The sequence below is a fragment of the Microbulbifer jejuensis genome (genome assembly GCF_047289955.1).
GTDB lineage: Bacteria > Pseudomonadota > Gammaproteobacteria > Pseudomonadales > Cellvibrionaceae > Microbulbifer.
In genome coordinates this window covers 94,640-120,426 of the sequence record NZ_JBLBUB010000003.1, presented here as the reverse complement: position 1 = coordinate 120,426, position 25,787 = coordinate 94,640, and the positions used below count along the sequence as shown (strand labels likewise).

General features: G+C 55.0%; 18 protein-coding genes. 1 reads left to right on the top strand and 17 read right to left on the bottom strand.

What is annotated here, in order from left to right:
• Window positions 1-17 precede the first annotated feature (17 nt).
• From ACL7TT_RS02890 to ndhC, 13 genes are all read right to left on the bottom strand, one after another.
• The gene (locus ACL7TT_RS02890) at window positions 18-1,559 is read right to left on the bottom strand and encodes an NADH-quinone oxidoreductase subunit N (RefSeq protein ID WP_299943773.1); all 1,542 of its coding nucleotides are present in this window, start codon (window positions 1,557-1,559) and stop codon (window positions 18-20) included.
• Window positions 1,556-3,154: a complex I subunit 4 family protein gene (locus ACL7TT_RS02885; protein ID WP_299943770.1), complete on the bottom strand. Its 1,599-nt coding sequence runs from the start codon at window positions 3,152-3,154 to the stop codon at window positions 1,556-1,558. Before ACL7TT_RS02885 ends, ACL7TT_RS02890 begins: the two co-directional genes overlap by 4 nt.
• Window positions 3,151-4,989 (bottom strand): NADH-quinone oxidoreductase subunit L, encoded by a 1,839-nt coding sequence (gene nuoL, locus ACL7TT_RS02880; RefSeq protein ID WP_299943768.1) that lies wholly within the window; start codon window positions 4,987-4,989, stop codon window positions 3,151-3,153. Before nuoL ends, ACL7TT_RS02885 begins: the two co-directional genes overlap by 4 nt.
• A 1-nt stretch (window position 4,990) precedes the next feature.
• The gene (gene nuoK / locus ACL7TT_RS02875) at window positions 4,991-5,308 is read right to left on the bottom strand and encodes an NADH-quinone oxidoreductase subunit NuoK (protein WP_299943765.1); all 318 of its coding nucleotides are present in this window, start codon (window positions 5,306-5,308) and stop codon (window positions 4,991-4,993) included.
• Window positions 5,298-5,822 carry an NADH-quinone oxidoreductase subunit J gene (gene nuoJ, locus ACL7TT_RS02870; protein WP_299943762.1) on the bottom strand — a complete coding sequence of 175 codons (525 nt, stop codon included), beginning with the start codon at window positions 5,820-5,822 and terminating at the stop codon, window positions 5,298-5,300. Before nuoJ ends, nuoK begins: the two co-directional genes overlap by 11 nt.
• 88 nt (window positions 5,823-5,910) lie before the next feature.
• Complete coding sequence (nuoI, locus tag ACL7TT_RS02865) at window positions 5,911-6,429, bottom strand: NADH-quinone oxidoreductase subunit NuoI (protein WP_299943759.1); 519 nt, start codon at window positions 6,427-6,429, stop codon at window positions 5,911-5,913.
• Window positions 6,430-6,469: 40 nt separating this feature from the next.
• Window positions 6,470-7,426, bottom strand: a complete 957-nt coding sequence (nuoH, locus tag ACL7TT_RS02860; RefSeq protein ID WP_299943756.1) for an NADH-quinone oxidoreductase subunit NuoH — start codon at window positions 7,424-7,426, stop codon at window positions 6,470-6,472.
• Between the two features lie 7 nt (window positions 7,427-7,433).
• Window positions 7,434-10,280, bottom strand: a complete 2,847-nt coding sequence (nuoG, locus tag ACL7TT_RS02855) for an NADH-quinone oxidoreductase subunit NuoG (RefSeq protein ID WP_299943753.1) — start codon at window positions 10,278-10,280, stop codon at window positions 7,434-7,436.
• Between the two features lie 42 nt (window positions 10,281-10,322).
• Window positions 10,323-11,597, bottom strand: coding sequence for an NADH-quinone oxidoreductase subunit NuoF (gene nuoF, locus ACL7TT_RS02850; protein ID WP_299943750.1), 1,275 nt, complete (start codon window positions 11,595-11,597; stop codon window positions 10,323-10,325).
• Window positions 11,575-12,141: an NADH-quinone oxidoreductase subunit NuoE gene (gene nuoE / locus ACL7TT_RS02845; protein ID WP_299943747.1), complete on the bottom strand. Its 567-nt coding sequence runs from the start codon at window positions 12,139-12,141 to the stop codon at window positions 11,575-11,577. The genes nuoF and nuoE overlap by 23 nt, the downstream gene beginning before the upstream one ends.
• Before the next feature lie 145 nt (window positions 12,142-12,286).
• Window positions 12,287-14,092: an NADH-quinone oxidoreductase subunit C/D gene (nuoC, locus tag ACL7TT_RS02840; RefSeq protein WP_413393033.1), complete on the bottom strand. Its 1,806-nt coding sequence runs from the start codon at window positions 14,090-14,092 to the stop codon at window positions 12,287-12,289.
• Window positions 14,093-14,139: 47 nt separating this feature from the next.
• Window positions 14,140-14,787, bottom strand: a complete 648-nt coding sequence (locus ACL7TT_RS02835) for a NuoB/complex I 20 kDa subunit family protein (protein WP_459564484.1) — start codon at window positions 14,785-14,787, stop codon at window positions 14,140-14,142.
• A 19-nt stretch (window positions 14,788-14,806) separates the two neighbouring features.
• A complete protein-coding gene (ndhC, locus tag ACL7TT_RS02830; RefSeq protein ID WP_413393031.1) occupies window positions 14,807-15,220 on the bottom strand; it encodes an NADH-quinone oxidoreductase subunit A in 414 nt (137 codons plus the stop codon).
• A gap of 1,871 nt (window positions 15,221-17,091) precedes the next feature.
• On the opposite strand from ndhC, the gene ACL7TT_RS02825 reads away from it, so the two are divergent.
• On the top strand, window positions 17,092-19,275 hold the full coding sequence (locus ACL7TT_RS02825; protein ID WP_413393029.1) for a S9 family peptidase: 2,184 nt from the start codon (window positions 17,092-17,094) through the stop codon (window positions 19,273-19,275).
• Window positions 19,276-19,918: 643 nt separating this feature from the next.
• On the opposite strand, the gene ACL7TT_RS02820 is transcribed toward ACL7TT_RS02825, so the two are convergent.
• From ACL7TT_RS02820 to ACL7TT_RS02805, 4 genes are all read right to left on the bottom strand, one after another.
• Complete coding sequence (locus tag ACL7TT_RS02820; RefSeq protein ID WP_413393027.1) at window positions 19,919-22,693, bottom strand: valine--tRNA ligase; 2,775 nt, start codon at window positions 22,691-22,693, stop codon at window positions 19,919-19,921.
• 140 nt (window positions 22,694-22,833) lie between these two features.
• The gene (locus tag ACL7TT_RS02815) at window positions 22,834-23,664 is read right to left on the bottom strand and encodes a hypothetical protein (RefSeq protein ID WP_413393025.1); all 831 of its coding nucleotides are present in this window, start codon (window positions 23,662-23,664) and stop codon (window positions 22,834-22,836) included.
• A gap of 15 nt (window positions 23,665-23,679) precedes the next feature.
• Entirely contained in the window at window positions 23,680-24,111 is a 432-nt protein-coding gene (locus ACL7TT_RS02810; RefSeq protein ID WP_413393023.1) for a DNA polymerase III subunit chi, read from the bottom strand.
• A 118-nt stretch (window positions 24,112-24,229) separates the two neighbouring features.
• On the bottom strand, window positions 24,230-25,696 hold the full coding sequence (locus tag ACL7TT_RS02805) for a leucyl aminopeptidase (protein WP_413393021.1): 1,467 nt from the start codon (window positions 25,694-25,696) through the stop codon (window positions 24,230-24,232).
• Window positions 25,697-25,787: the final 91 nt, after the last annotated feature.

Sequence of the window (25,787 nt, the reverse complement as noted above, 5' to 3'; positions counted from 1 at the left end):
CATACCCTTATGTATCGTTATAGTGCATTTATCCAGTTGATCAAGAGTTGTGGAAATATCCCAAACAGCAGCAGGATCGCGGTTAATACAACCAGCAGCCATTGGCCGGATACTGCAATTTGTACGCTGCCGGTGGATTCCGCGGTAAGCGTGGGGTCGCGCTGTACCATGGTTAACAGCAGTCTCAGGTAGTAGAAAAGACCCAGCGCGCTGCCGATCACAACAGCTGCCAGAAGTACCCACAGCTGTCCCTCCACACCGGCGGTGAATATATAGAATTTGCCGATAAAGCCGATGGTCAGGGGGATGCCTGCAAGGGACAGTAACATGGCCGCGAGGCAGCTGGCGAGCCAGGGTGAGCGCCACAACAATCCGCGGTAAAAGTCCCTATGGTAGGGGTTGTCGGCATCGGACGGTGGACTTTCCGGATATTCCCCCTTGAGAATCCTGTCTTCGACGGAATCCGCTACCAGGCCAACCACGGCAAAAGCGCCCAGTGTCGTGATGATATAGGCCACCAGATAATAGATAACGGCTTCGGTTCCGAAGGTGCTCTTGCCGATGATAAAGGCTACCACCAGATAGCCGATATGGGCGATGGAGGAGTAGGCCAGGAGTCGCTTGATATTGGTTTGCATCAGCGCCAACAGGTTGCCGACCAGCATACTTGCGATGGCCGCGATGGAAAGCAGGTTGATCAAAACGGGACTTCCATAAAGGTCCAGGGTGTTAAAGAAGCGCAGCAGGAATCCGATTACTGCGCCTTTGCTCACAGTGGCAATAAGGGCGGTTGTCGGTGTCGGAGCGCCCTGGTAAACATCAGGTGTCCAGATATGAAATGGTACCAGCGATAGTTTAAAAGCGACCGAGATTAAAAACAGGGTGATTCCTGTGGCAAACAGCGCAGAGGTCTGTGCCAGTTCCGGCATAAGAGCAGCGATACCACTGAAGTCCAGCGCGCCGCCTGCGCTGTAGACCAGTGCAATACCAAACAGGCCGAGCGCTGTGGAAAGCGCGGATAACAACAGGTACTTGATCGCCGATTCCAGCGACTGCGCCTGCTCTCGCGCAGGAGATAAATCGCCGGTGACCGCGAAGCCGAGCATGGGGTAAAGTGCCAGGCTGATCAGTTCGAGGCCCAGGAAGAAGGTGGCGAAATGGCTGGCGCAAACGAGCGTGGTTGTACCCAACATCGCCAGTAGCAGCAGTATGTAGAATTCTTCCGGGTAACTGCCGGGGTTTCTCTCCGGGTTGCAGCGCAGGCGCAGGTAGCTATAGCCCATGATACTGACGGCAGTGGCCGTCAGTAACAGCAATAGACAGAAAAACAGAGCGGTGTGATCTACCAGCAGTAGCCCGGTGGCTTGGACAGAACTGACACCGCCAGAGAGTGTAGCGCCAACCCAAAAGCAGGAGCCTGCTGCGAGCAACAGGGTGATTAAAGTCGTCGCCAGTGCACTCCGATGTCCGCGCCAAAAGGAAACCTGCAGTAGGAGAATGACAATGCCCGCACTCAGTAGCAGCAGTGGCAGTATTGCGAAAAGTTCCTGCGTGCTCATGGGGATTCACTCTCTTTTGGATGTGGCTTTGCCCAGGTCTGTTCCTGGGAAGTAAAGCGAGTGCCGATACCCTGGTCTTTGGCATACTGCGCTCTGGCAGTTTCAATGTGTGCCAGGGAACGGGCGACGGTGGGGCTGGCGATATCGAATACCGGTTGCGGGCGCAGGCCCAGCAGCACCAACAGTGCGGCGAGAGAGAGCAGGGCACAGGATTCCCGCAAATTCAGATCCGCTATTGGGGCCTGCGGGGAAAGTTTCTGGAGCCGCTTGTTCAGTGCACCAAAAAACCCCCTCTGCATCATGATGAGTGCGTACAGGGCGGCGCCAATCAGACCTGTGGCGGCAAGTACGGCAATCCAGTGACTGCTGCGAAAACTGCCCACCAAAACTGTGAATTCGGCGACAAAGTTCCCCAGCCCCGGGAGACCCAGGGAGGCCACTGCGAAGAACAGCGCAATTGCGGACAGCTTGGGCAGGATGGCCCAGACTCCGCCCAACTGCGTCATATCTCGGGTATGCAACCGGTGTTGCAGGGCGCCCACCAGCGCAAACAGGGCGGCGGTACTGAGTCCGTGGGCAATCATCTGCATCACGGCCCCCTGCATGGCAATCGTATTCAGCGCGTAGAGTCCGAGCAGAACAAACCCCATATGGCTGACACTGGAATAGGCGACCAGCCGCTTCATGTCACTTTGGGCAAAGGCGAGCATAGCGCCGTAGATTACACTAACAGCGCCGATGCTCATTGCCACCGGTGCAAATGCCGCAGAGCTCTCGGGAAACAGAGGCAGGTTAAACCGCAAAAGACCATAGGCACCGGTTTTCAGCAGAATGGCCGCCAGCAGGATACTGCCGGCCGTCGGCGCCTGGGTGTGCGCATCGGGCAGCCAGGGGTGGAATGGAAGCGCGGGTAACTTGACAATAAATGCCACGAAAAAGCCCAGCATCAGCCAGTAGGCGGTCGAGGGTGCCAATTGGGCGTCGAGCAGGTCATTGTAATTGAAGGTCAGTTGCCCGGAATTGCCGTAGTGGAGGTAAGCCAGTGCCACGATGGCGATGAGCATCAGCAGGCTACTGGCCTGGGTAAAAATAAAGAACTTGATGGCGGCGAAGAGGCGCTGCTCATACCCCCATACCGCGATAAGGAAAAGCATGGGAACCAGCATCACTTCCCAAAAGAAAAAAAACAGGAAGAGGTCCATGGCCGTGAATACACCGACTACACCGGCGAGGGTCCACAGGTAGTTAAAATAGAAAAAACCACGGCGAAAATGTATATCGTTCCAGGTCATGACCAGCCCGAAAATACCCATCGCCATGGTCAGAGCCAGCATCAGGAAGCCCAAACCATCAATGGCCAGGTGAAAGCTGATCCCAAATCTGGGAATCCAGTTGATTTGCACACTGTCCCACCAGGGACCACTGCCGATCACTTGTGCCGCACCTAAATAGGGCCAGTAACTGGCCAGCAGCAAACTGGCCAGCAGTAGGCTGACAAGGCCGATCCAGTGCCCGCCCCGCTGCAGATAACGCTCCGAAAGCCAGGCTAGTATACCGCCAGCGAACAACAGAATAATGATTGCCATTAGTGTCATAGGGCCACCAAAAGTGCGAGGAATAGAATAGAACCCGCAGCAAAGGTTGCCAGGTACCAGCGCACCTGGCCGTTTTGTGAAGCGCTCAGTAGCGTATTCAACTGGCGGCTGAACGCGGCAGTGCCTTTGTATAACGCGTCGATCATGTCGTTGTGGTTCAGGCGCGCGAGCATGTTGAATGGCCTTACCAGCAGGTGATCGTAGAGCCAGTCGAAGCCCCAGCCACTGAACCAGAATTGCGTAACCCGGGAGCGCTGTTCGCCCGTCTTTTTTTCGCGCCGATACAGCTGCCAGGCCACGCCCAGGCCAATCAGCGGCATGGCAATGGCCACACCTTCGACCCATGCCGCGGGGTGCCTCTCTGCAGTAGTGCCGAATACCGCCTGGAGAGGCGGCGTCAACAGCCCACCGAGCAGTGCGAGTATTGCGAGAATGGCCAAAGGTATCGTCATTGCCGGCGTATTGGCATCTTTACAGTGTCTTGAGGCGGCCCCCTCACTGCCGGCAAATACCAGGAAGAGTACGCGAAACGTATAGATACCGGTGATCAGGGCGCCGAGGACTCCCGCAAGCCAGAGACTGTTAAAACCCTGGTGGAATTCCCAGGCACGCAGCAATATTTGGTCTTTGCTGTAAAACCCGGAAGTCAAGGGCAGGGCTGCCAGGGAAGCGCAGCCGATGGTAAAGCAGAGAAAAGTAAACGGAATTTTCCGGTATAGACCGCCCATACGGAAAATATTCTGCTCGTGGTGCAGACTCAGAATAACCGACCCGGCGGAGAGGAAAAGCAGTGCCTTGAAAAAGGCGTGGGTCATCAAGTGGAAAATGGCCCCGGACCAGGCGCCCACACCCAGAGCCAGAAACATATAACCAATCTGGCTGATGGTGGAATAAGCCAGCACTCGTTTGATGTCACTTTGGGCGATGGCGCTGAATCCGGCGAGAAGTAGTGTGAGAGCGCCGACAATGGCCACTGCGGTCATCGCCGTTTCAGAGAGTGTATACAAGGGGTGCATACGGGCGATCAGGTAGACACCTGCAGTGACCATGGTGGCCGCGTGGATCAAAGCGCTCACCGGGGTTGGGCCGGCCATGGCATCGGGCAGCCAGGTCTGCAGTGGCAGCTGTGCCGATTTGCCCACTGCGCCGCCAAGTAGCAGCAGGGTGGCGATAGTAATTATTTCCCGGTCTGCGCCAGGGTCGCCCGCTGCATTGATCAGTTCTGGGATATTGAGGGTCGAGAACTCGTAAAACAGCAGGAACAGGCCGATGGCCATGGCGGTATCGCCGATACGGGTGACAATAAAGGCTTTGCACGCGGCGGTGCCATTGACAGGGTCTTTGTACCAGAAGCCGATCAGCAGATAGCTGCAAAGCCCTACGCCCTCCCAGCCCAGATAAAGCAGCACCAGGTTATCGGCCATCACCAGGGTCAGCATGGCAAAGATAAACAGGTTCAGGTAGGCAAAATAGCGGCGGAAATCCGGGTCCTTGCGCATATACCCGGCAGAATAGAGATGAATCAGAAAACCGACACCGGTAACGATCATCAGCATCACGAGTGTCAGCCAGTCTACATGGAAGTTGATGCCGAGTTTAAGCTCCCCCAGTTGCATCCACTGCCAGAGGGCAATATTGACCACTCCGGACGGGGTTTGCCAAAAAACAGCGGCCGTTGCGACTGCCGTGAACAGTGCCGCAATGCCGACACTGCCCACCCCGATCACCGTGATCACGCTCTCCGGAGGTTCGCGCCGATAAAACAACGGGATACCCACCAGTATCAAAAAGCCAATCAGCGGTAGAAGTGGCACCCAGGCCAAAAGCCCCTGCATATTACCCTCTCAGGTCGTTCAATTGATCGATATCGACGGTGTGTTTGCGGTGGTAGAACTGCAGGACCAGAGCGAGGGCTATGGCGACTTCCGCTGCCGCCAGGGTCACCACAAAAATAAACATCACCTGGCCGTCGGCATTGCCCCAGTGGGCGCCGGCGACGACGAACATCAGGGCCGCAGCATTGGTACAGATCTCGACACACATCAGCATAAAAATGACATTGCGCCGCATCATCAGCCCGGCCAAACCCAGGCAAAAGAGTGTCGAGGCCAGAAGGATTCCGGCCTCTAGCCCAGGTGCAGTCTCAATTGGCATTGCCGGATCTCCCTGTTTCTGGTTTTCGATGTCGGGCCAAGTGAAAGGCACCAACCAATCCTGCCAGCAGAAGCATTGAAGCCAGCTCCACGGCGAGGACATAGTGACTGAACAGAGCAATGCCCACCTGCTTGGGACCGATATAGTGGAAGGCCCGGACTGCAGAGAACGGAGCGCTGCTGACCAATAAAATCAGTTGAATCAGCAATAGTGCGGATAACAGGGCCGGGCCGACCCAGGTGCTGGGCTGCAACCAGGCCCGTTCCTGAACCACCGTGGAATCCCCCTGGTTGAGCATCATGATGACAAATATGATCAGCACCATAATGGCACCGGCATAGATAATGACTTCCAAAGCCGCAGCCAGGGGGGCACCATACTGGTAAAAAATAACAGCCACGGCCAGCAGGGAAGTGACCAGATACAAAAGTGCATGGACCGCGTTGCGGTGAAAAATCACCATAGTGGTAGAAAGTACCGCGATTGCCGCGGTGAGATAGAATAGGTAATTCACAAAAACCCTCCCACTGTAATGAGCATCTGCAGGTACTTTTCACGCCTGGATGAAAATCGGTATTTTTATCCAGGGGTTTGTTGACGCTTTATAGATTAAGGCTCTTTATGTCGATGGGCTCGGCTTCATTTTGTGCCTCGCCTTTCCCTTTGCCCCGGATTGCCTTGCCCGCTACCTGATAAAAACTGTAATCGTGATATTTTCCCGGACCGTCGATCAGCAGGTCTTCTTTTTCGTACACCATATTTTGCCGGTCGTATTCACACATCTCAAAATCCGGTGTCAACTGGATTGCATAGGTGGGACAGGCATCTTCACACAGGCCGCACATGATGCAGCGTGAGAAATTAATGCGAAAATACGCCGGTCGCCAGCGTCCGTCCGGATCTTCGGTTTTTTGCAGGGAGATGCAGTCCGGTGGGCAGGCCACTGCACAGAGGTTACAGGCTACGCAGCGTTCATCCCCGTTGGGGTCCCGGGTCAAAATGATCCGTCCGCGATAGCGTGGGGCCAGGTAGGGCTTTTGGTCTGGATATTGTACTGTGACATTGCGCCGAAACAGGTGCTTGAACACCAGCCACAGGCTGCGGATTTGGCTTGCGATCATCTTTTTCCTCCCGCCGGTTTTTCCTGAGGTTGGCTGGTGCTCAAGCGATCCATAGTAGTATCCCTGCGGTGGCGAGCAGATTAACCAGTGACAGGGGCAGCATCACTTTCCAGCCAAATTTCATCAGTTGATCGTAGCGGGGGCGTGGCAGGGAAGCGCGCAGCAGGATAAACAGGGCCACCAAAAATGCGGTTTTCAGGCAAAACCAGACAATGGGTGGCAGCCAGGGGCCGTGCCAGCCGCCCAGAAACAACGTGGTGATCAGTGCCGAGATCAGGATTACGGCAAGATATTCGCCGACAAAGAACATGCCGAATTTCATTCCGGAATATTCGGTGTGAAATCCGGCAGTAAGCTCGTGTTCCGCCTCGGGAAGATCAAACGGTGTGCGCCGGCTCTCAGCGATTCCGGCGATAAAAAATACAATAAACCCGAGGAACTGGGGCAGGATAAACCAGTAACCTGCCTGGGCGTCGACAATATCCCGCAGGTTGAAGCTGCCGGACAGCATCACGACACCCATCAGGCTCAATCCCATAAACACTTCATAGGAGACCGTCTGAGCGGCGGCACGCAGGCTGCCGAGCAGGGCGTATTTGTTGTTGGAGGCATAGCCACCGAGAATAATGCTGTAGACCGCAATGGAACTCATGGCGAGCACAAACAGTAATCCGATATTGAGATCCGCCACGCCGATACTGGGGGACATGGGTACGACGGCAAAGGCGATCAACATGGTGGCCATCACCACGGTGGGTGCCAGCACGAACACCGGAATGTCCGCAAAGCGTGGTATGAAGTCCTCTTTGAAAAAGAGTTTGATCATATCGGCAACGACCTGCAGGGTGCCGAAGGGGCCTACCCGGTTGGGGCCGGGCCTGTCCTGCCAGAATCCCAGAAGGCGCCGTTCCCCCCAGGTGAGTACTGCCGCCAGCAGGACTGTGGCGATCAATACACCGAAGATATTCAGCAGTGTTATCCAAAGTGGCGTGCTCATCGGTCTCTCAGTCCTCAATACTGGCGGACGCTTCCGCTGGGCGCAGGGAAGCGTATCCGGGGAGTAGGGGGGTAAGGGTTTCAAGGCCCGGCAATCCATAGGGTACGCCTACGTTGCCCGGCGGTATTGTGGGGGCTGAGCGCGCCTCGGCCCGATAGGTGCCGCAACTGGTCACAAGTTCGATCGGTTGTCCGTCGTGGATACCGGGTATTTTTGCCTCCGCCAGATTAATGAGCACAAAGGGCGCTTCAGTTGCTTCAACAATGCACTTCGACTGGTTGCTCAGTTCTCCGGAGCCAAACAGCCGATAGACCGGCTGCATCTGTACGGGGTTGGGGATGTCCGGTAATTCCTCTGTTGCTGTTTCCTTTGCAGGAGTGATCCATTCTGGCATCGGGTGTTTGGAACGTTTGATGGCCAGACCGGAAGGCCCCCCCTTACGCTCGCCGCCAATCTGTTCCTGAAATTTGTTGATAGATTGATTGGAGTTCCAGCCGGGGGACCAGATATTGGCTTGGAGCTGTGTCTTGTCAGGGTTGTGTATCCCCTCCATGCTGAAATTCATGGGGGCATCCGGGTCCTGGATGGGTGGCTCTTCCGAGACATGTTCTTGCGCATGGACAGCTGTGCGGCCACTGTAACGGCCACTTTGGCGGGCGACTTTGAGTCCATCGATACGGTAGTTTTCGTCCGGCCCGAGTACATTGAGGACCTCTAAAGTTTTGAACTCCCTGGCGATGGCTTCACTGAGATCGGTACTGTGTTTCCAACTGGTGATTTGCGACAGCGCTCCGGATTTTTCCGTACAGAATTCCACGGCATCCACCAGCCAGCGCCAGCTTTCCTGTATAAAGCCTTTGCCTTCATAAATTGCGTAAAAGCGCTGGGCCAGCCCGTTGGCGTTCACAACAGTTCCCTGGGATTCCGCCGTGGCAGCTGCGGGAAAAATCCAGTCTGCGCGCTTGGACGTGGAGTGGAACAGCGTGTCCAGGAGCACGACCTCATCGATGTGCTCAAACAAGTGCGCAAGCGATTTTCTATCCAGGCGTCTGTAGAGATCATTTTCCAATACAATCAGGGTAGTGGGTACTTCACTTTGTTCCCTTTCCCTGAGTGTTTGCAACAGCTGCTCGAGATAACCGCTTTCTCCGCTAAAAAACTGGCTGAGCCCCAGGCTGTTGACTTCGTCACAGGCCAGATACAGCATAACGGGCACGGTTTTTTGTTCGCTCAAGGTGGTGGCGATTTGTGCCGCAGCATGCAGTATTTCTGCGTGCTTGCTGGAGGTTCCCGAGATGATCAGTGGATTTTTGGCGTTGCGGAGTATTTCTGCCGCATGCACAGCGATTTCCTGCTGTTGTGGTTCCAGTCCGGTCTGAGCGTTTTCTGGATTGGAAAGCAGAAGGGCCAGGGATCGGGCAAACTGTGCTACTTTTTCCGGTGTCTCAAACAGGGTGGTGGAGGCTATGTTCTCTAAATCAGTGAGTTCTGTACCGGCGAAAATAATCGGGCTGCCATTCCCCTCCAATTGTCGGACAGAAGCATCCTGCCACAGGGGGATTTTTAGTGATTGTGCTTGTTGTTTTTGACGATTGCGGGCAGCTTGGCGTATTGCCAGGGAAATACGCGGTGCGGTGTTATAGATATCCTCAGCAAGAATGAACACTGCGTCGGCGGCCTCAATTTCCGGTGTGGTCGGGCACAGGATTCGGTTGTCGCTTTGGATATTATTGACCAGCTGAAGCAACTCCTGGTCTCTTTGATTGAGGCCGGAGAAGAAATTTTCCGGGCCCACCAGCTGTCTCAGGGCGAAATTATTTTCCAGGGAGGTGCGCGGTGAGCCAATGCCGAGCATGTGTCTCCTGTTGTCTTGGGCTGCCGATATCTGTTGTGCCAAATGCAGGAGCGCTTTTTGTGGTGCGACCTCCCTGTGTAGTCGATCGCCACTTTGTGCCGTGGAGCTGATGACCGTTTCGTGTCTGGCTGAGAATACTTTCTCAATGCGTGTCGCGCTATTGATGTATTCATAGCCAAAGCGACCACGGTCGCAGAGGAAATAGCCGTTGATATCCCGGTGATAGAGGTTGATCACCCTGCGCAGTATCGGCTCGTGCCCATTGCCGGGTTCCCGTGCACCCGGAGCGGTGTTGCAGCCCACCGCGCAGTGTTCACAGATAGAGGGAGCGGTCTGCAAGTCCCACTTGCGTACAAAGTGTGCACTGAAGGTTTTATCGGTAAAGACTCCCGTGGGGCAGACTTCGACCAAGTTACCACTAAAGCCATTTTCCAGCCGCCCCTCTTCCTGGCGCCCGAAATACACCTGGTCATTCCTGCCGAGCGCTTGAAGATCCATCCCACCTGCATAGTCATCGTAAAACCGCACACAGCGATAGCAGGTAATACAGCGGTTCATTTCGTGGTTAATAAAGGGCCCCAGATATTGGTTGCGGTGGGTGCGCTTGGTGCCCCGGTAGCGGCGCAGGGTGTGCCCGGACATTTCCGTCATGTCCTGCAGATGGCACTCGCCGCCCTCTTCACAGACGGGGCAGTCGTGCGGGTGGTTGATCATCAGGTTTTCGATAATACTACCGCGAAACGTTTCTGCGGCCTCGGCCTCAATACTGTAAATGGCGCCGTCACGGATGGGGGTCATGCAGCTTATGATCAGGCGGCCGCTCTGATCCTCTTTGCCCTTGTATTCGATCATCGCGCACTGTCGACAGGCACCTACGGAGCCCATTGCCGGATGCCAGCAAAAATAAGGAATATCGAGGCCCAGAGACAGACAGGTGTTGAGCAGGTTCTGTTCTCCGTCGACCTGATATTTTTCGCCGTCAATCGTGATGGTTGGCATTGTCAGTCCGTTGTGGTTGTATCGCCTGGGTTTCGCTAAACGCTACCGGTAGGGGCAGCGGTGCTGATTTATATGGTTGAAAAAGTCCTGTTCAAAACGCACCAGAGCACTTTGTAATGGTTCCGCAGCTCCGGGTGCGAGGGCGCAGAAAGTATTGCCGGGGCCTATGCGTTTGCACTGTTCGTGCAGCAGATCGAGGTCCTCGGAGCGTCCTTCGCCCGCTTCTATACGCTGTAATATTTTCACGACCCAGGGCAGCCCGTCGCGGCAGGGGGTGCACCAGCCGCAGGATTCGCGGGCGAAAAACTGGGAGAGGTTCAGCACCAGTCCCACCGGGCAGGTCTTGTTGTCGAGCACAATTATGGTGCCGGTACCCATACGGCTGCCTGCTTTGCCGATCACGTCGTAATCCATCGGCAGGTCCAGGTGCTCGGGCCCGAGAAAATCCGTAGAGCCGCCGCCCGGCAGAAGGCCTCTCAGCCGCAAGCCGTCGTGCATGCCGCCGGCATGCTGTTCGATGATTTCCCGGATAGGTGTGCCCATAGGCAACTCCCAGGTACCAGGATTCTTGACATGGCCGCTCACACCGAACAGCTTGCTGCCGGCATCCTCTCCGCGCCCCAATCCCCGATACCAGTCAACGCCAAATTCCACCAGATGGGGAATATTGCAAAATGTTTCTACGTTGTTGACCACGGTGGGCTTACCCCAAAGCCCGCTGACCTGGGGGAAGGGCGGCTTTGCCCGGGGAATCGCGCGCCGACCTTCCAGCGCATTCAACAGCGCGGTTTCCTCGCCACAGATATAATTTCCGGCGCTGCGATGCACGAAGATTTCCAGGCTGAATCCGCTCGCGCAGATGTCGGTACCGAGAAGCCCCTGCGCTTTTGCCTCTTCGATGGCATATTCCAGACGCTCTGCAGCCAAGTGGTATTCACCCCGGATAAAAATGTAACCGATGGAAGCGCCAATGGCGTAGGCGGCAATAGCCATACCCTCGAGCAGCAGATGGGGGTCGCGCTCCATCAGCAGCCGGTCTTTGAAGGTCCCCGGTTCCATTTCGTCTGCGTTGCAGACAATAAATTTCTGTTCCGGTGCATCTGCTCCGCGGGGGACAAAACTCCATTTGAGTCCGGTATTGAATCCCGCGCCACCGCGCCCGCGCAGGCCACCGTCTTTGACCAGATCAATAATCTTGTCTGGATCTATGGTGTGGGCTTTGCGCCAGCCCACGTAGCCCCCGTTGCCCAGGTAGCGCTCGAGATCGGTGGCGATATTCTGATCGGTGACATTTTTAGTCAGGGGATTGATCAGCATGGTATTTCTTCTTTTTTTTGATCAGATTCTCTAGGGCGGCTTCATCGAGATTGCGGAACATCTCTTCGCCGAGCATCAATACCGGAGCCTTGTCACAGTCCCCCAGGCAGGGAGCTTCCAGCAGGGTGAAGATGCCGTCTGCAGAGGTTTGTCCAGGTTGGATTTTCAGGTGTTCGCAAATGCGTTGTTGCAGGCGGTCACAGCCCTTAATCCAGCAGCTGACACTTTTGCACAGGTAGATGACCTCCTTGCCCACGGGCTGGCGAAAGATCAACTGGAAATAAGTGGCCACAGATTCCAGTTGTGCTACGGGAATATCCAGGTAGGTGGAGATCGCCTGTAGGGTGTCATCGGAAATCCAGCCACGATATTTCTGTACGATTCTGAGTGCTTCCAGCCCCACGGCTGATTTGTTCTCGTAGTGAGAAGATTCGCGATCGATTTCCTCTTTTTCCACGGCTGTGAGGCCACCGGGGCTTTTTTTTGGGTCCGCGCTGCTGTGCTCCATTACTTCAATCAATTCCGGTTCTAGTAAGCTGGACATATATGCTTCCTCGGCCGACTTCGGAGAGGCATATGTGAAGTGACTGTGCCGCTGAAATATTTTGCGGCAGGGGTGTACGGCTCTCTCCCGTGCACTGGTCTCCTCCGTTGTGATGGCGGCTTGAGCCGCGCACTGCTATAGTTTTTTACCGATCAACATCCGCCATCACAAAATCAATGCTGGCAATAATTGCAATCAGGTCGGCGATCAGCAGCCCCCGTGACATCAATGGAATCATCTGCAGATGCGGGAACGATGGGGCGCGAATTCGGGTTCGATATGAGGCGGTGCCGCCGTCACTGACAATCTGATAACTGTTTAGGCCCTTGGTGGCCTCTATGGGAAAGCAGACCTCGCCGGCGGGCATTACCGGGCCCCAGCTGTTATTTACAAAGTGTTGGATCAGTGTCTCGATATCCTGCATGGTGCGCCCCTTGCGTGGCGGGGTAGTCAGCGGGTGATCGGATTTATAGGGACCGGGGGGCATGTTTTCCAGGCACTGTCGAATAATGCGCAGGCTCTGCCACATTTCGTCGACCCGTACGCGGCAGCGATCAAAACAATCGCCACCATCGTAGCTGGGGATATCGAATTCATACTGGTCGTAACCGCTGTAAGGGCGCTTCTTGCGCAGGTCCCACGCCAATCCGGTGGCGCGCAGACCCGGTCCGGTCACCCCCCACTCCAGCGCTTCGGCGGTATCATAGACGCCAATCCCGCGGGTACGCTTTTGCACTAATTTGTTTTTGATCACCATACCGTCGTAGTCACGCAGGCGGGCGGGCATGTAATCGAGAAATTCACGCAGCATTTTGTCCCAGCCCTCGGGCAGGTCCTGGGCGACACCACCAATGCGAAACCAAGCCGGATGCATGCGCCCGCCTGTGATTGCTTCGATGACGCCAAACAGTTTTTCCCGGTCGATAAACATATAAAAGACCGGCGACATCTGTCCGATATCCTGAGCAAAGGTGCCGAAGAACACCAGGTGGCTGGAGATGCGGAACAGCTCGCACAGCATCACGCGGATCACCTGAGCCCGCGGTGGTATCTGTATGCCCGCCAGCTGTTCCAGCGCGAGTAGGTAGGGCAGGTTATTCATTACCCCGCCCAGATAATCGATGCGGTCCGTATAAGGCACATAGGTGTGCCAGGCCTGGCGCTCGGCCATCTTCTCAGCACCGCGGTGGTGGTAGCCGATATCCGGTACGGCATCCACAATCTGTTCGCCATCGAGTTGCAGGGCCACGCGAAAAACGCCGTGGACGCTGGGGTGGTTGGGTCCCAGATTCAGGAACATAAATTCCGAGTCTTCACTGGCACGCGCCATGCCCCAGTCCTCCGGGCAAAACAACAGGGCCTCCTGTTCCCTGCGCTCCTTTTCCTCGGAAAGGGTATAGGGATCCACTTCGGTGGCACGGGCATGATGGTCCTTGCGCAGGGGATGCCCTTTCCAGGTCGTGGGCATCAGAATACGTTGCAAATTGGGATGACCGGTAAAATCGATCCCAAACAAATCCCAGGCTTCCCGCTCGTACCAGTTCGCATTTTTCCAAACCCCGGTGATGGAAGGCACGGACAGATTGGATTCTGGCAGGGCGACCTTAATGCTGATAAATAAATTGCGCGTGAAAGACAGCAACTGGTAAACCAGGGTAAAGTCACTGGCTGGCTGTCTCTCTTTCCCCCTTCCCCGGTTGGTCCGCAGGCGCTCGTCGATGGCGCTGAGGTCATAGAGCATGGCGAAGGGACGGGAAATCTCCTGCTTGAGGAAATACAGCAGGGGAATCAATGCGTGGGCGTCTATCCACAGAATGGGCATATCGGGGCTATCGTGCTGCAGCCAATAATTGTGCCAGCGATACTCCAGTGCCAGGTCCCGCACAAAGACCTTGGCCTCTTTTGTATAGGGGGTCTTGCTGTGCACACTTTTTGCTATGACGCCACTCATCGGGATTTCCGTTATCAGAGGTCTGTTTCTCGGCGAGAACTGCGCACTTAGACTGTATCCGGCGAGCGCAAAACCGTTGCGCGCATGCGCTCTTCACGGTTCAGATCGCGCTGGCTGGGTTTGGGGGTCTTTCTGACGCCCTGTTCGTCCACCACCCAGCTGAAGTTTCGTCGCTCGGCAGCAACCGAGGCCTGTAGTAGGGTGAGCCCCTGTAACAGCGCCTCGGGGCGGGGTGGGCATCCGGGTACGTAGACGTCTACCGGGAGAAACTTATCTACGCCCTGCACCACACTATAAATGTCATACATTCCGCCGGAGTTGGCACAGGAACCCATGGATATCACCCAGCGCGGCTCAATCATCTGTTCGTACAGACGCTGCAACACCGGTGCCATTTTTAAAAATACCGTACCGGAAATCACAATCAGGTCTGCCTGGCGTGGTGTGGCACGGATAACCTCTGCGCCAAAACGCGAGATATCGTGACGACTGGTAAAGGCGGTGGCCATTTCCACATAACAACAGGAGAGGCCAAAATTGAATGGCCAGAGTGAATTGGCCCTGCCCCAGGCAACCAGTTCCTCCAGTTTCGCCAGCAGAATATTTTTTTTCAGGTCCTCGGCAATTGCGCCTTTTCCTGCCTGGTTAGAATCTGCGGCAATCACATCCCGTGCTTTGCTAAGCTGCCAGCGCATAGTGTCTTCCTGTCTATTTTTAACGATGATCTTTGCGGTCGACCAGGCTTTCCTGATGTCCACCCCACTCCAATGCGCCGAGGCGCCAGAGGTAAATCAGACCCACCAGCAGTATCACGATAAAAACAGTGGCCTCGATAAATCCGAGCAGCCCGGTTTCGAAAAATGCTATGGACCAGCTGAAAAGGTAGATCGCCTCCAAATCAAAGACGATAAATAAAATGGCAACCAGATAGTAGGCGACAGAAATACGCAGCCGCGCGCTACCCTGGGAGATAATGCCGGATTCGAAGGGTTCGTCGGTTGCGGGATCTCTGCGTTTTTGACCGAGAAAATAGGAAAGGCCGAGCATTAAGGCGATCAACCCAAATACGGCAAGGCAGTAAACTACAAGTGGCCATACTTCCGGATTGAACTGGTCTGGGTGGTTCAACGTTGCTCTCCCCCGATTTTATGCCGGGACCTGGCCCGGATAAATTACTGGTACCTCGGCTAACTACACTGCGTTAAAAAGGTTTCATGGAGAGACTTTTATTTAAAATGAAAGTCTCTTGAGTAAAGCGTTCTTTTTCTCGGCGTGTGCGCAGTTTCTGAGTTCCCGGTCGGATTCTGCGAGCAGGCGCGGTTGTGTTCTTTTTATAAAGCGTTGCGGCAGATAGCGCCAGCATCACTAAAGAACGTTTGTTTCTTAAGGGTGTTTTTTTTATTTACTATAATTCTGTAATATTTGGCGACAGCAGTTTTTTAGAGCAAAAGGAAGGAGAAATCTAAGGAGAAAGGGTAGAGAAAAGCACGGCTGTGATGCCCTAAAGTATGGATATTGCCTCTGTATGCTGTTCTCACGCAGCAATCATCGCACCATATTGATCAACATTCTTTCACACTGGATCTCGTCGTCCAGCTGTTTGGGTCAGTTCACGCAAGCTGAAAGCCGTCTTCGGGCCCTTTTCCTTCCAATGTATGCGGGAACAACAGGAGCGTTGCTGGATCAACCTGTTGCAAGCCGCCTTAGTCACGCCCGAGCCGATGGCGAAATTCGGCTTTACATTGGTTGCATAATCCATGCGTGGCATTTGGTTCTCAAAGCAGGTAATAGCCGCTTGCAACCGCTCGCGGTGCAAGTCGGAGGAATGGCTGCACGAAGGATGCGTACCGTCGAGTCCAGGGAGCAGTATTTTTCCTGCCACGCGAAGTCTGATAGATGTGACGCTTGAAATCTACTTCGCCATAGAGGATTTGGTAATTCCCCGATGAAAGTATGACTGTATTCCACTGGATTACAGAATACTTTTTAAGAACCTAAAAACCGGAGATAAGCTTGAGCATTGGCCTGGCAGAACTTGGTGACTGAGAAGCCCGACTGCTGCCAGACGGAATTTGCTGCTGTCAGTATTCTGCTTGTGATTCTGGTTGGGGTTGGTATCCATAGCGTGCCTCCTTGAAGGTACTGGTAAGGCAAGAGGGAAGACTACCCCTCTGCCAGGATCGTATGAGGCATGGATGCCGATTGCGAGCGTACAGGGATGTATTTACGGCGCATCTTGGGAGGGGGATATTCTTTCCTTCCAGCCTAGTAGTAATTGAGCGGGGAACAATTTTGCGCGTGGGATTGGGCGGGGAAAAGGCGTTGACTTAAAGATGCTTGCGACCCAGGCGAAGGATTTCTCGTATATGACGCATTGTGACTCTCAACCTGGTCACACTCGCTCTTCCAAAAAGTGCGGAGCGTAGCAAAAAATATGGATAAATACTGATTTAGGAGAAATTTCGGCTCCTAGTGAACACTGATATCAGAAAATTTGCCAAACGTGTTCACGAAGAACTGGAATAGAGGTTCAGGGTAGGCCGGAATATACCGGTAATAAAGTGGATGCAGCGGCGGAGGTGGGTTTTCAATCACGCTATCGAAATCTGTGAGCGTTGCAGTGGAAAGGTTAAGGTGACTGCCAGTATCGAAGGCCCGGCTGTGATTGCACATATTCTAAAACGCGTGAAACAGAAGGAAGCCTTGAGAACCGGTATGCAGCCGTGCGAACCCCCGCAGGAGTCTACACCACCGGTGATGCGGTTGTTCGATGAACCTTTTCCATTTACACTGCGAGCCCGATGGGTCCCTGTTCGTGGGTCAGTCGTCCAGGTTGTTCAATGCAAGCTAAAGCCAGTGAAAATCCGTCCGATCTTCACCCGGAAATGCTACAAAAAGACAAGAAAAGGGCCGCAAATCAGGGTCTGTGCTTGCTTGTGAATGACCAATAAGGTGTTTATTCTCCTTAAACTCACAGAGCTAGAGAGGAATCAAAATTCATGAAAATCACCACCGCAACAGTGATGCTCGCCCTTGGCCTTGTGGCTTGTGGCAAGTCTGGTGATGAAGCAGCCAAAACCGATCAGGAAGTGAAAGCATCTGCAGAGCTGCGATCGGCTCCGGTTGCCAAGAAAGTACCCTACAAGATGTCCATTCATGGCCATGAACGGGTCGATAACTATTATTGGATGCGCGACGATGAACGTAAGGATCCTGAGGTTATCGCTCATCTCGAGGCGGAAAATACCTACACCGATTCTGTTATGCAGCACACTAAGGAGTTGCAGGAAACGCTGTTTGAGGAGATGACCGGACGCCTGGAGAAAGACAAATCCACTGTGCCGGTATTTCACAATGGCTATTGGTATTACACCCGTTATCTGCCTGAAAAAGAATATGCTATCCACGCACGCCGTAAAGGTAATTTGGAGGCTGCCGAGGAAGTGTTGTTGGATGTCAATAAGCTTGCTGAAGACTCCGGCTACTTCAGTGTTGGGCGCCTGGCGGTTTCCCCCAGCAACCAGCTGCTGGCATATCCCGAAGATAATATGGGGCGCCGTGTCTACACTATTCGCTTCAAGGATTTAAAAACCGGGGAATTGTTGCCGGATAAATTGCAAAATGCCTCTCCTGTAGCGGTCTGGGCTAATGACAACCAGACCGTTTTTTATATTAATAAAGATCGCCAGACCTTGCTCGGCTACCAGGTACTGCGCCACAAGTTGGGAACGCCACAAAGTGAGGATGTTGTTGTTTATGAGGAGCGTGACAAGGCGTTCTATACCTGGATTTCAAAATCCAGGGATGGGGAGCTGGTTAATATTCACCACGATTCCACCACGACTAGCGGCCAGTCCATTCTCAGTGCTGATTCACCACAGGGAGAGTTCTCTTCTCTGTACCCGCGCGAGGAAAACCATGAATACTCAGCCCTGAAGCTTGGGAATGACTTTTATATCCTGACCAACTGGCAGGCTGAAAACTTTCGGCTGATGAAAGTCGCCATGGGAGATGTTTCGGATAAATCCAAGTGGCTTGAAGTTATCCCCCATGACAATACGGTGTTGCTCGAGGATTTTACCTTGTTTGGCCGGCATCTCGCCGTTATAGAACGGAAAGCGGGGCAAGCAAGTTTGCGTATTATCAACCTGAAAGACAACAAAGACTTGCAGGTTGGTTTTAATGATCCGGTTTATCAATTGAGTTTAAGCGCCAACCCCAGCCCTGACTCGGATCGTGTGCGGGTTTCTTATTCCAGCTTAACCACTCCCGGCAGTGTTTATGAAGCAAAGTTGGACAGTGGAGAGTTGGATTTACTCAAGCAGGATAAGGTTCCCGGTGGCTTTGACCCCGAGCACTATCAGAGCGAAGGTATCCTGATTACTGCTCGGGATGGAGTGAAAGTACCGGTATCCCTGGTATATCGTAAGGATAAGTTCAAGCAGGATGGCTCCAATCCGCTGCTGCAATACGCCTATGGCTCTTATGGTAGTACCGTTGACCCCTGGTTCCGTTCTTCAATCGTTTCCCTGCTCGATCGTGGCTTTGTTTTTGCTATTGCTCATATTCGTGGCGGACAAAAATTGGGTCGGGCCTGGTATGAAGATGGAAAAATGTTCAACAAGAAGAACACGTTTACCGACTTTATCGACGTGACCAAAGGTCTTACCAAGATGAAGTATGGCGCACACGATAAAATATTTGCGTCCGGCGGCAGTGCTGGCGGCTTGTTGATGGGAGCCGTGGTGAATATGGCTCCGGAGCTATATCGTGGTGTGACTGCAGCCGTTCCATTTGTCGATGTTGTGACCACAATGCTGGATGAGTCCATTCCCCTGACGGTCAATGAATATGATGAGTGGGGGAACCCCAATAATAAGGACAGCTATGAATATATGCTGTCCTATTCTCCTTACGACCAGATTCGCGCCCAGGACTACCCCAACCTGCTCGTAACTACCGGTTTGCATGATTCCCAAGTGCAATATTTTGAGCCCATGAAATGGGTGGCCAAGTTACGCGACCTAAAAACCGATAAAAACCAGCTTTTATTTCAAGTAAATATGGAGGCTGGGCATGGCGGTTCTTCTGGTCGCTTCCGCCGTTACCACGAAACTGCCCTACAGTATGCATTTTACCTCGACCTTATTGGTCAGAGTGCGAACGCTACTCCCAGGGAGTAACTGGAACTTCCTTTAAATAGAAATCCATTTCCGGGCGTTGCAGAAGTAGTGGAGGTGTAGAAAGAAAATGGTAGGTGGCAGTAAGGGTGGCAAGACTGTGTACGCCGAGAAGCCCGGGGTGATTCACTGTTCAAACTGTGCATGACACTGGGCTGCAGCAAGAATTTCTATGCAATTTTGGCACTGCTAAATATCCAGCCTGGTTGACTGGGTTTAGCTATCCTGAGGGAGCGGCGACTAAAAGCGGCCCGGTTCAGTGTTCCAATAACGATGATACTAGCCATAATAATAACTAGCGCTGCTGAGATGAACAGCCACTGTGTCCGTCACCAGCACCATAACATCAGTTCCTGACAGTTGTAGTAACCTCCTGTTGCCTTACCTTCGTCCTTGTGAGCAACCGGTTATGCATTATCTAATTTGAGAACCAAATGCCAGGTATGAATGATGCGGCGAATGTGAAAACAGGGTTACCGATTAATCCGGGTGTCACCGGTGGCTGGCCTGAGCACCTGAGAGGCAGGCATCTGCAAGCCGTTATATTCCTGTTCAACAGCGGCGCCCAAACAGGCAGTAGAAGCGCTGTTTGAGCGACGGTTCAATAGCCGTTTCGAAACGATCAACACCTAACCCGCCTTGTGGACTAAAGCCGGCTGAGTGCTTCCAGCTGCTGCTGCAGGCGCTTCCGGGCACTTTCTGTCTCCGCCAGTTTGTCTTTTTCCCTGGACACCACTTCTGCCGGCGCCTTGCTTACAAACTTGGGGTTATTGAGTTTGCCCTGGCCTCGCTGGAAATCTTTTGTCAGTTTGTCGATTTCTTTTTGTAAGCGCGCGCTCTCGGCTTTCACATCAATCAGGCCAGCCATAGGCACCAGCAGTTCCATCTCTCCCACCAGTGCGGTGGCCGAGGTAGGGGTGGGTTCACCGGCACCGAGCCAGGTAATGGCTTCCAGACTGACCAGCTGCATTAACAGACTGTGAGCCTGCTCCAGCAGCGCCTTGTCCCGGGTGGAACCGCTGCGCAGGATCAGCGGGATTTTCCTGGCTGGGGAGATGTTCATTTCTCCGCGGATATTGCGCACCGCTTCAACGACCTGCTTAAGCCAGGCAATAGCGGTTTCGGCTTCCTCGTCGATCTTGTGGCTATCGGCCACCGGGTAAAGCTGCAGCATGATGGTGTCACCTGTGGCACCGGCCAGGGTTTTCACCCGCTGCCAGATTTCCTCGGTGATAAACGGCATCAATGGGTGTGCCAGGCGCAGCAGGGTTTCCAATACGCGGATCAAGGTGCGGCGTGTACCTTTCTTGATGGTGTTGGAGGCATTTTCGTCTTTGAGAATTGGCTTTGAAAGCTCCAGGTACCAGCTGCAGTACTCGCCCCAGATAAAGTCGTACAGTGTTTGCGAGGCGAGATCAAAACGGTAGCTGTCCAAGGCTTGGCGCACAGAGGTTTCGGTGCGCTGCAACTGGGAAACAATCCAGCGGTCGGCGATGGTCAGTTCGAAATCGCCGCTGTTGTCCTGTCCACAGTCGTACCCCTCGCAATTCTGTAATACGTAGCGGGAAGCGTTCCAGATTTTATTGCAGAAATTGCGGAAGCCTTCGATGCGGCCCACGTCGAACCGGATATCGCGACCGGTAGAGGCCAGCGAGTAATAGGTGTAGCGCAGGGCATCGGTGCCGAAGGCGGAAAAACCGTGTGGGAAATCCTTGCGGGTCAGCTTTTCGATCTTGGGGGCGTCCTGTGGGTGCATCAGCCCGGTGGTGCGCTTTTGTACCAAACGCTCCAGATCGATACCGTCGATCAGGTCGATGGGGTCAATCACATTGCCCTTGGATTTGGACATCTTCTGGCCGTGGCTGTCGCGCACCAGACCGTGGACATACACGGTGTGGAAGGGCACTTCCTTTTTGAAATACAGGGTCAGCATGATCATGCGCGCGACCCAGAAGAAGATGATGTCGAAGCCGGTGACCAGCACGGAGCTTGGGTGGAATGCCTGCAGTGCTTTGGTCTCTTCGGGCCAGCCCAGGGTACCGAAGGTCCACAGGCCGGAGGAGAACCAGGTATCCAGTACATCGTCGTCCTGGCGCAGGGCGACATCGGCACCGAGCGTGTATTTTTCACGCACTTCCTCCTCGGAGCGGCCCACAAACACATTGCCCTCATTGTCGTACCAGGCCGGAATGCGGTGGCCCCACCACAACTGGCGGGAAATACACCAGTCCTGGAGATCGCGCATCCAGGAGAAGTACATATTTTCGTAGTTCTTCGGTACGAAGTTTACCCGGCCGTCTTCCACGGCGGCGATAGCTTCTTCCGCTAGGGGCTGGGTTTTTACATACCATTGGTCGGTGAGCCAGGGTTCGATAACGGCGCCGGAGCGGTCGCCATGGGGCACCTTGAGGGTGTGGGGCTCCACCTTCTCCAGCAGGCCGAGGGCGTCCAGGTCGTCGGCGATCTGGACGCGCGCGGCAAAGCGTTCCATACCGCGGTATTGCGCCGGCACGGCATCATTCAGGTTGGCGTCCGCGTCGAGGATATTGATAATCTCAAGACTGTGACGCTGCCCCATCTCGTAGTCGTTGAAGTCGTGGGCCGGAGTGATTTTCACGCAGCCGGTGCCGAATGCCCGGTCTACATAATCGTCGGCGATAATAGGGATCTCGCGATCAGTGAGGGGCAATTTGACGGTCTTGCCGACCAGGTGCCGGTAGCGCGCATCTTCCGGGTGTACAGCTACCGCGGTATCGCCGAGCATGGTTTCCGGGCGGGTGGTGGCAACCACCAGGTGCCCGGAGCCATCGGCGAGTGGGTAGCGGAAGTGCCACAGATGGCCCTGTTTCTCCTCGTTGAGCACTTCGAGATCGGAAATCGCCGTGTGGAATTTGGGGTCCCAGTTCACCAGGCGCTTGCCGCGGTAGATCAGACCATCCTCGTACAGCTTGATAAAAACTTCCTGTACCGCCTTGTAGAAGCCGTCGTCCATGGTGAAACGCTCGCGCGACCAGTCCGGGCTGGCACCCAGGCGGCGCAACTGGCGGGTAATGGTGCCGCCGGATTGCGCCTTCCACTGCCACACTTTCTCGATGAACTGGTCGCGGCCCAGTTCGTGGCGCGAGGTACCCTCGGCTGCCAGCATGCGCTCCACCACCATCTGTGTGGCGATACCGGCGTGGTCGGTGCCCACCTGCCAGAGCGTGTTGTCCCCTTGCATGCGGTGGTAGCGGATCAGCGCGTCGATGATGGACTCCTGAAAGCCGTGGCCCATATGCAGACTGCCGGTGACGTTCGGCGGCGGGATCATAATGCAGAAGGGCTTGGCCTCTGTGTCGCCGCTCGGTTTGAAGTAACCGTTCTCCTCCCAGGTCTTGTACCACTTTTGTTCTATGGTGTTGGGTTGGTATGTTTTGTCCATGGGGGTGGGAAGCCTTGTGTTAACTGACAGCGGGCGCAGCAGTTTGGCCCGGGATGCCCGGCCGTGGCTGCATCGAAAAGGCGGGAATTATACCGCCGGGGGTGCGGTGGGCAAAAGGCAGGTTTTGTCCTTAGTGACGATCACTCCCAGATCTCAAGCTCATCGACCACTTTTTCGATCTGGGAACGCAACTGGCGCTCCAGTTCCGGTAGTTGCTGTGAGACCAGTTGCTCAACCAGCGCCCGGCGCTGGCGTTTTTTTCCCGAAGTTTCCAGCTTGTCCGCAGGACCCTCCCGCTCGGCCATGGCCTGGGCCATCACCAGAGCCTGGGTACGGGTACCGGCACTTACTGTACTTGTGGTTTCGGGCCTGGAAGCGGTATCCGGTGCTGTCAGGCTGTTGCTTGCGGGAGGGCAGCCACCGGTCAGGCGCGCGCGAATATGGGCGGGCAGGAAGGGGTTCTCCGGTATTTCTTCGCTATCCAGCGCGTGGGGCTGTGTCTCTGTGGCCCGCTCGGGGGCAGGTTCGTCGTTCTCTTCGGATACCGTATCAGTGATGGGAGCTTCTCCCGCTTCCCCGGCGAGAGTGCAGGCAGTTGTGGCCTCGCTATCCTGCCTGGGCAGGTTTTGCAAAGGGCGCAACAGAGCCAAATCGGAGTCCGCGAGCCGAACCCTGTGCTCTTCAGGCAGCTGCTCTTTGAGTGGAGAGAATAGAATGGGCAGGTCGGCGTCCTCATCCGGCGGCGCCTCCGGGGAGGTTTCGGTTTGGACATTCACGTGCGGACTCTCCGCTTTGGCAGCGAACTCAGGGGTCTCCTGGCCGCGGGGGTTGGCCACTTGATTCAGCAGGGGAATTGCATCCGGGCCGCCACGGTCGAGCAGGGCATGCAGTGCGCTTAGCTCGTCGAGTAATTCTCTGGGCTGCCGGTGCTGCTGTCCGCGGTGCTTGTGTTTGTTCTTTCGACCGGACATGGCGGTAGTGGTGATTTAGTTGCTCTGGTTGATCTTGTGGGATTTTAACGGATATCCACGCTCGCGGAAGAGGCCGAATCGCGTGCGTGAGCGCTGCAGGGCCTGCGGTTGCTGCACGACGATCTCGGCGAGCCGTTCGAAGCGGCTAAACCAGCTGGGCACTGCGCTGCACAGGTTGATCATGAGCCCGTGGTGCGCTCCCGGATCTTCACCACAGTTGATCTCCACCGCCGCAGGGGGCTCCTCGCCCTGGGGTGCGTGGGGTACGAAGCTATCTTCGCGAAAGGTCCACAGCAACCGGTTTAGCTGCTCTGCGCGCTCCGGATGATCCACAGCCAGCAGTACACCCAGCCCTGTGCGGTACGCCTTCTCCGCCAGGCGACAGGCGAAGATATCAGCCTGCTCGATCCGTTGGGAGGAAAGAATGTAAAAGTCGATTTGGGTCATTCAGGTTGCCGGTGCATCAGTTTATTGTCCTTGCTGTGGCTTCAACCTGCTGAGGCAGGCGCCCCGCGCGCGGGGTCGCCACCCATTACTGCGGGCGACTTTTCTGCGCCCGGGGTATTTATTGTCCCAGCAGGTATTCCACCAATAGGGGAACCGGACGGCCGGTAGCGCCCTTGGCGGCGCCGGATTTCCAGGCACTGCCGGCGATATCCAGGTGCGCCCAGTTGTAGTCCCTGGCAAAGCGCGATAGGAAGCAGGCGGCCGTCACTGAGCCCGCTTCGCGACCACCGATATTCTGGAGGTCTGCGAAGTTGGAATCCAGAGAGGGTTGGTACTCATCCCACAGTGGCATCTGCCAGGCGCGATCGCCGGTGGTTTCGCCGGCACTCAGCAGTGCCTGGGCAAGCGCTTGGTTATTGGCATAGAGGCCGCTGGCATGGTGGCCCAGGGCGATGACACAGGCACCGGTAAGGGTGGCGATGTCAATCACAGCACGGGGTTTATACTTGCCCGCATAGGTGAGGGTGTCGCAGAGCACCAGGCGGCCCTCGGCGTCGGTATTCAGAATCTCAATGGTTTTGCCGGACATAGAGGTGACAATGTCGCCGGGCTTGCTGGCGCCCCCACTGGGCATGTTTTCGGCTGCGGCCACCAGCCCTACGACATTGATGGAGGGCTGCAGTTCGACCAGGGCGTTCATGACGCCGAATACACAGGCGGCGCCACCCATATCGTATTTCATTTCATCCATGGCCAGGCCCGGCTTGATACTGATGCCGCCACTGTCAAAGGTTATGCCCTTGCCTACGAGCACAACGGGTTTCTCACTGGCTTTGCCCCCTTTGTAATGCATGGCGATCAGCGCAGGTGGCTGGTCGCTGCCTTTGGACACACTGAGCAGGGCGCCCATGCCCAGGGATTGCATCTTTTTCTCGTCGAGCACAGTCGCAGTCAGCTTTGCCTGTTTCTTGGCCAGCTTGCGGGCTTCTGCTGCCAGGTAGGACGGTGTACAGATATTGCCGGGCAGATCGCCCAACTCCCGGGCGACATTACTACCCAAAGCCTGGGCGGCACCCAGTTTCATACCGTCCTGCAGGGCTTTGAGCTGTTTGCGCTCCAGGGCGTGCAGTGTAAATTTTGTCAGGGGATAGGGTCTGGCATCGCTGCGGCATTGGATGAAGCGGTAGCCGGCCAGTCCCGCGGCCATGGTGACCTGCTGGGCCTGCCAGGCTTTGTTTTCGCCCTCAACCTCCAGTTCACACAGGTAGCTGATGGCATCCTTACAGTGTTTCACCCCATTGGCACTGGCCATTGCCAACTTGCGAAACTCTGCCTGAGTGAGGGGGGCTTTACCTGCGCGTACGATCAGTATGCGCTCGCTGGGGCCCTCGAAAAGATTGATCAGCTGAGTGCTGCCCAGCTTGGAGCCCAGGTCGCCGCGTTTCAGGATTTTGCCGATCACCCCCCCGGTGAGCTGGTCGAGACTTTTGCCGCTGCTACTGAGGCCGTTTTTGGCATCTGCCGAAATAATGGAACAGGCACTGCGTTGTTTGGTGATATCTGAAACCTTGGCGGAGAACTGCATGTTTCGCTTTCCTTAAAATCTGACAGTGGATGCATGGCCCCGAGCCGAGACATAGCAAGAATTTTTAGTGATAATGCGTCGCGCTAGTTTA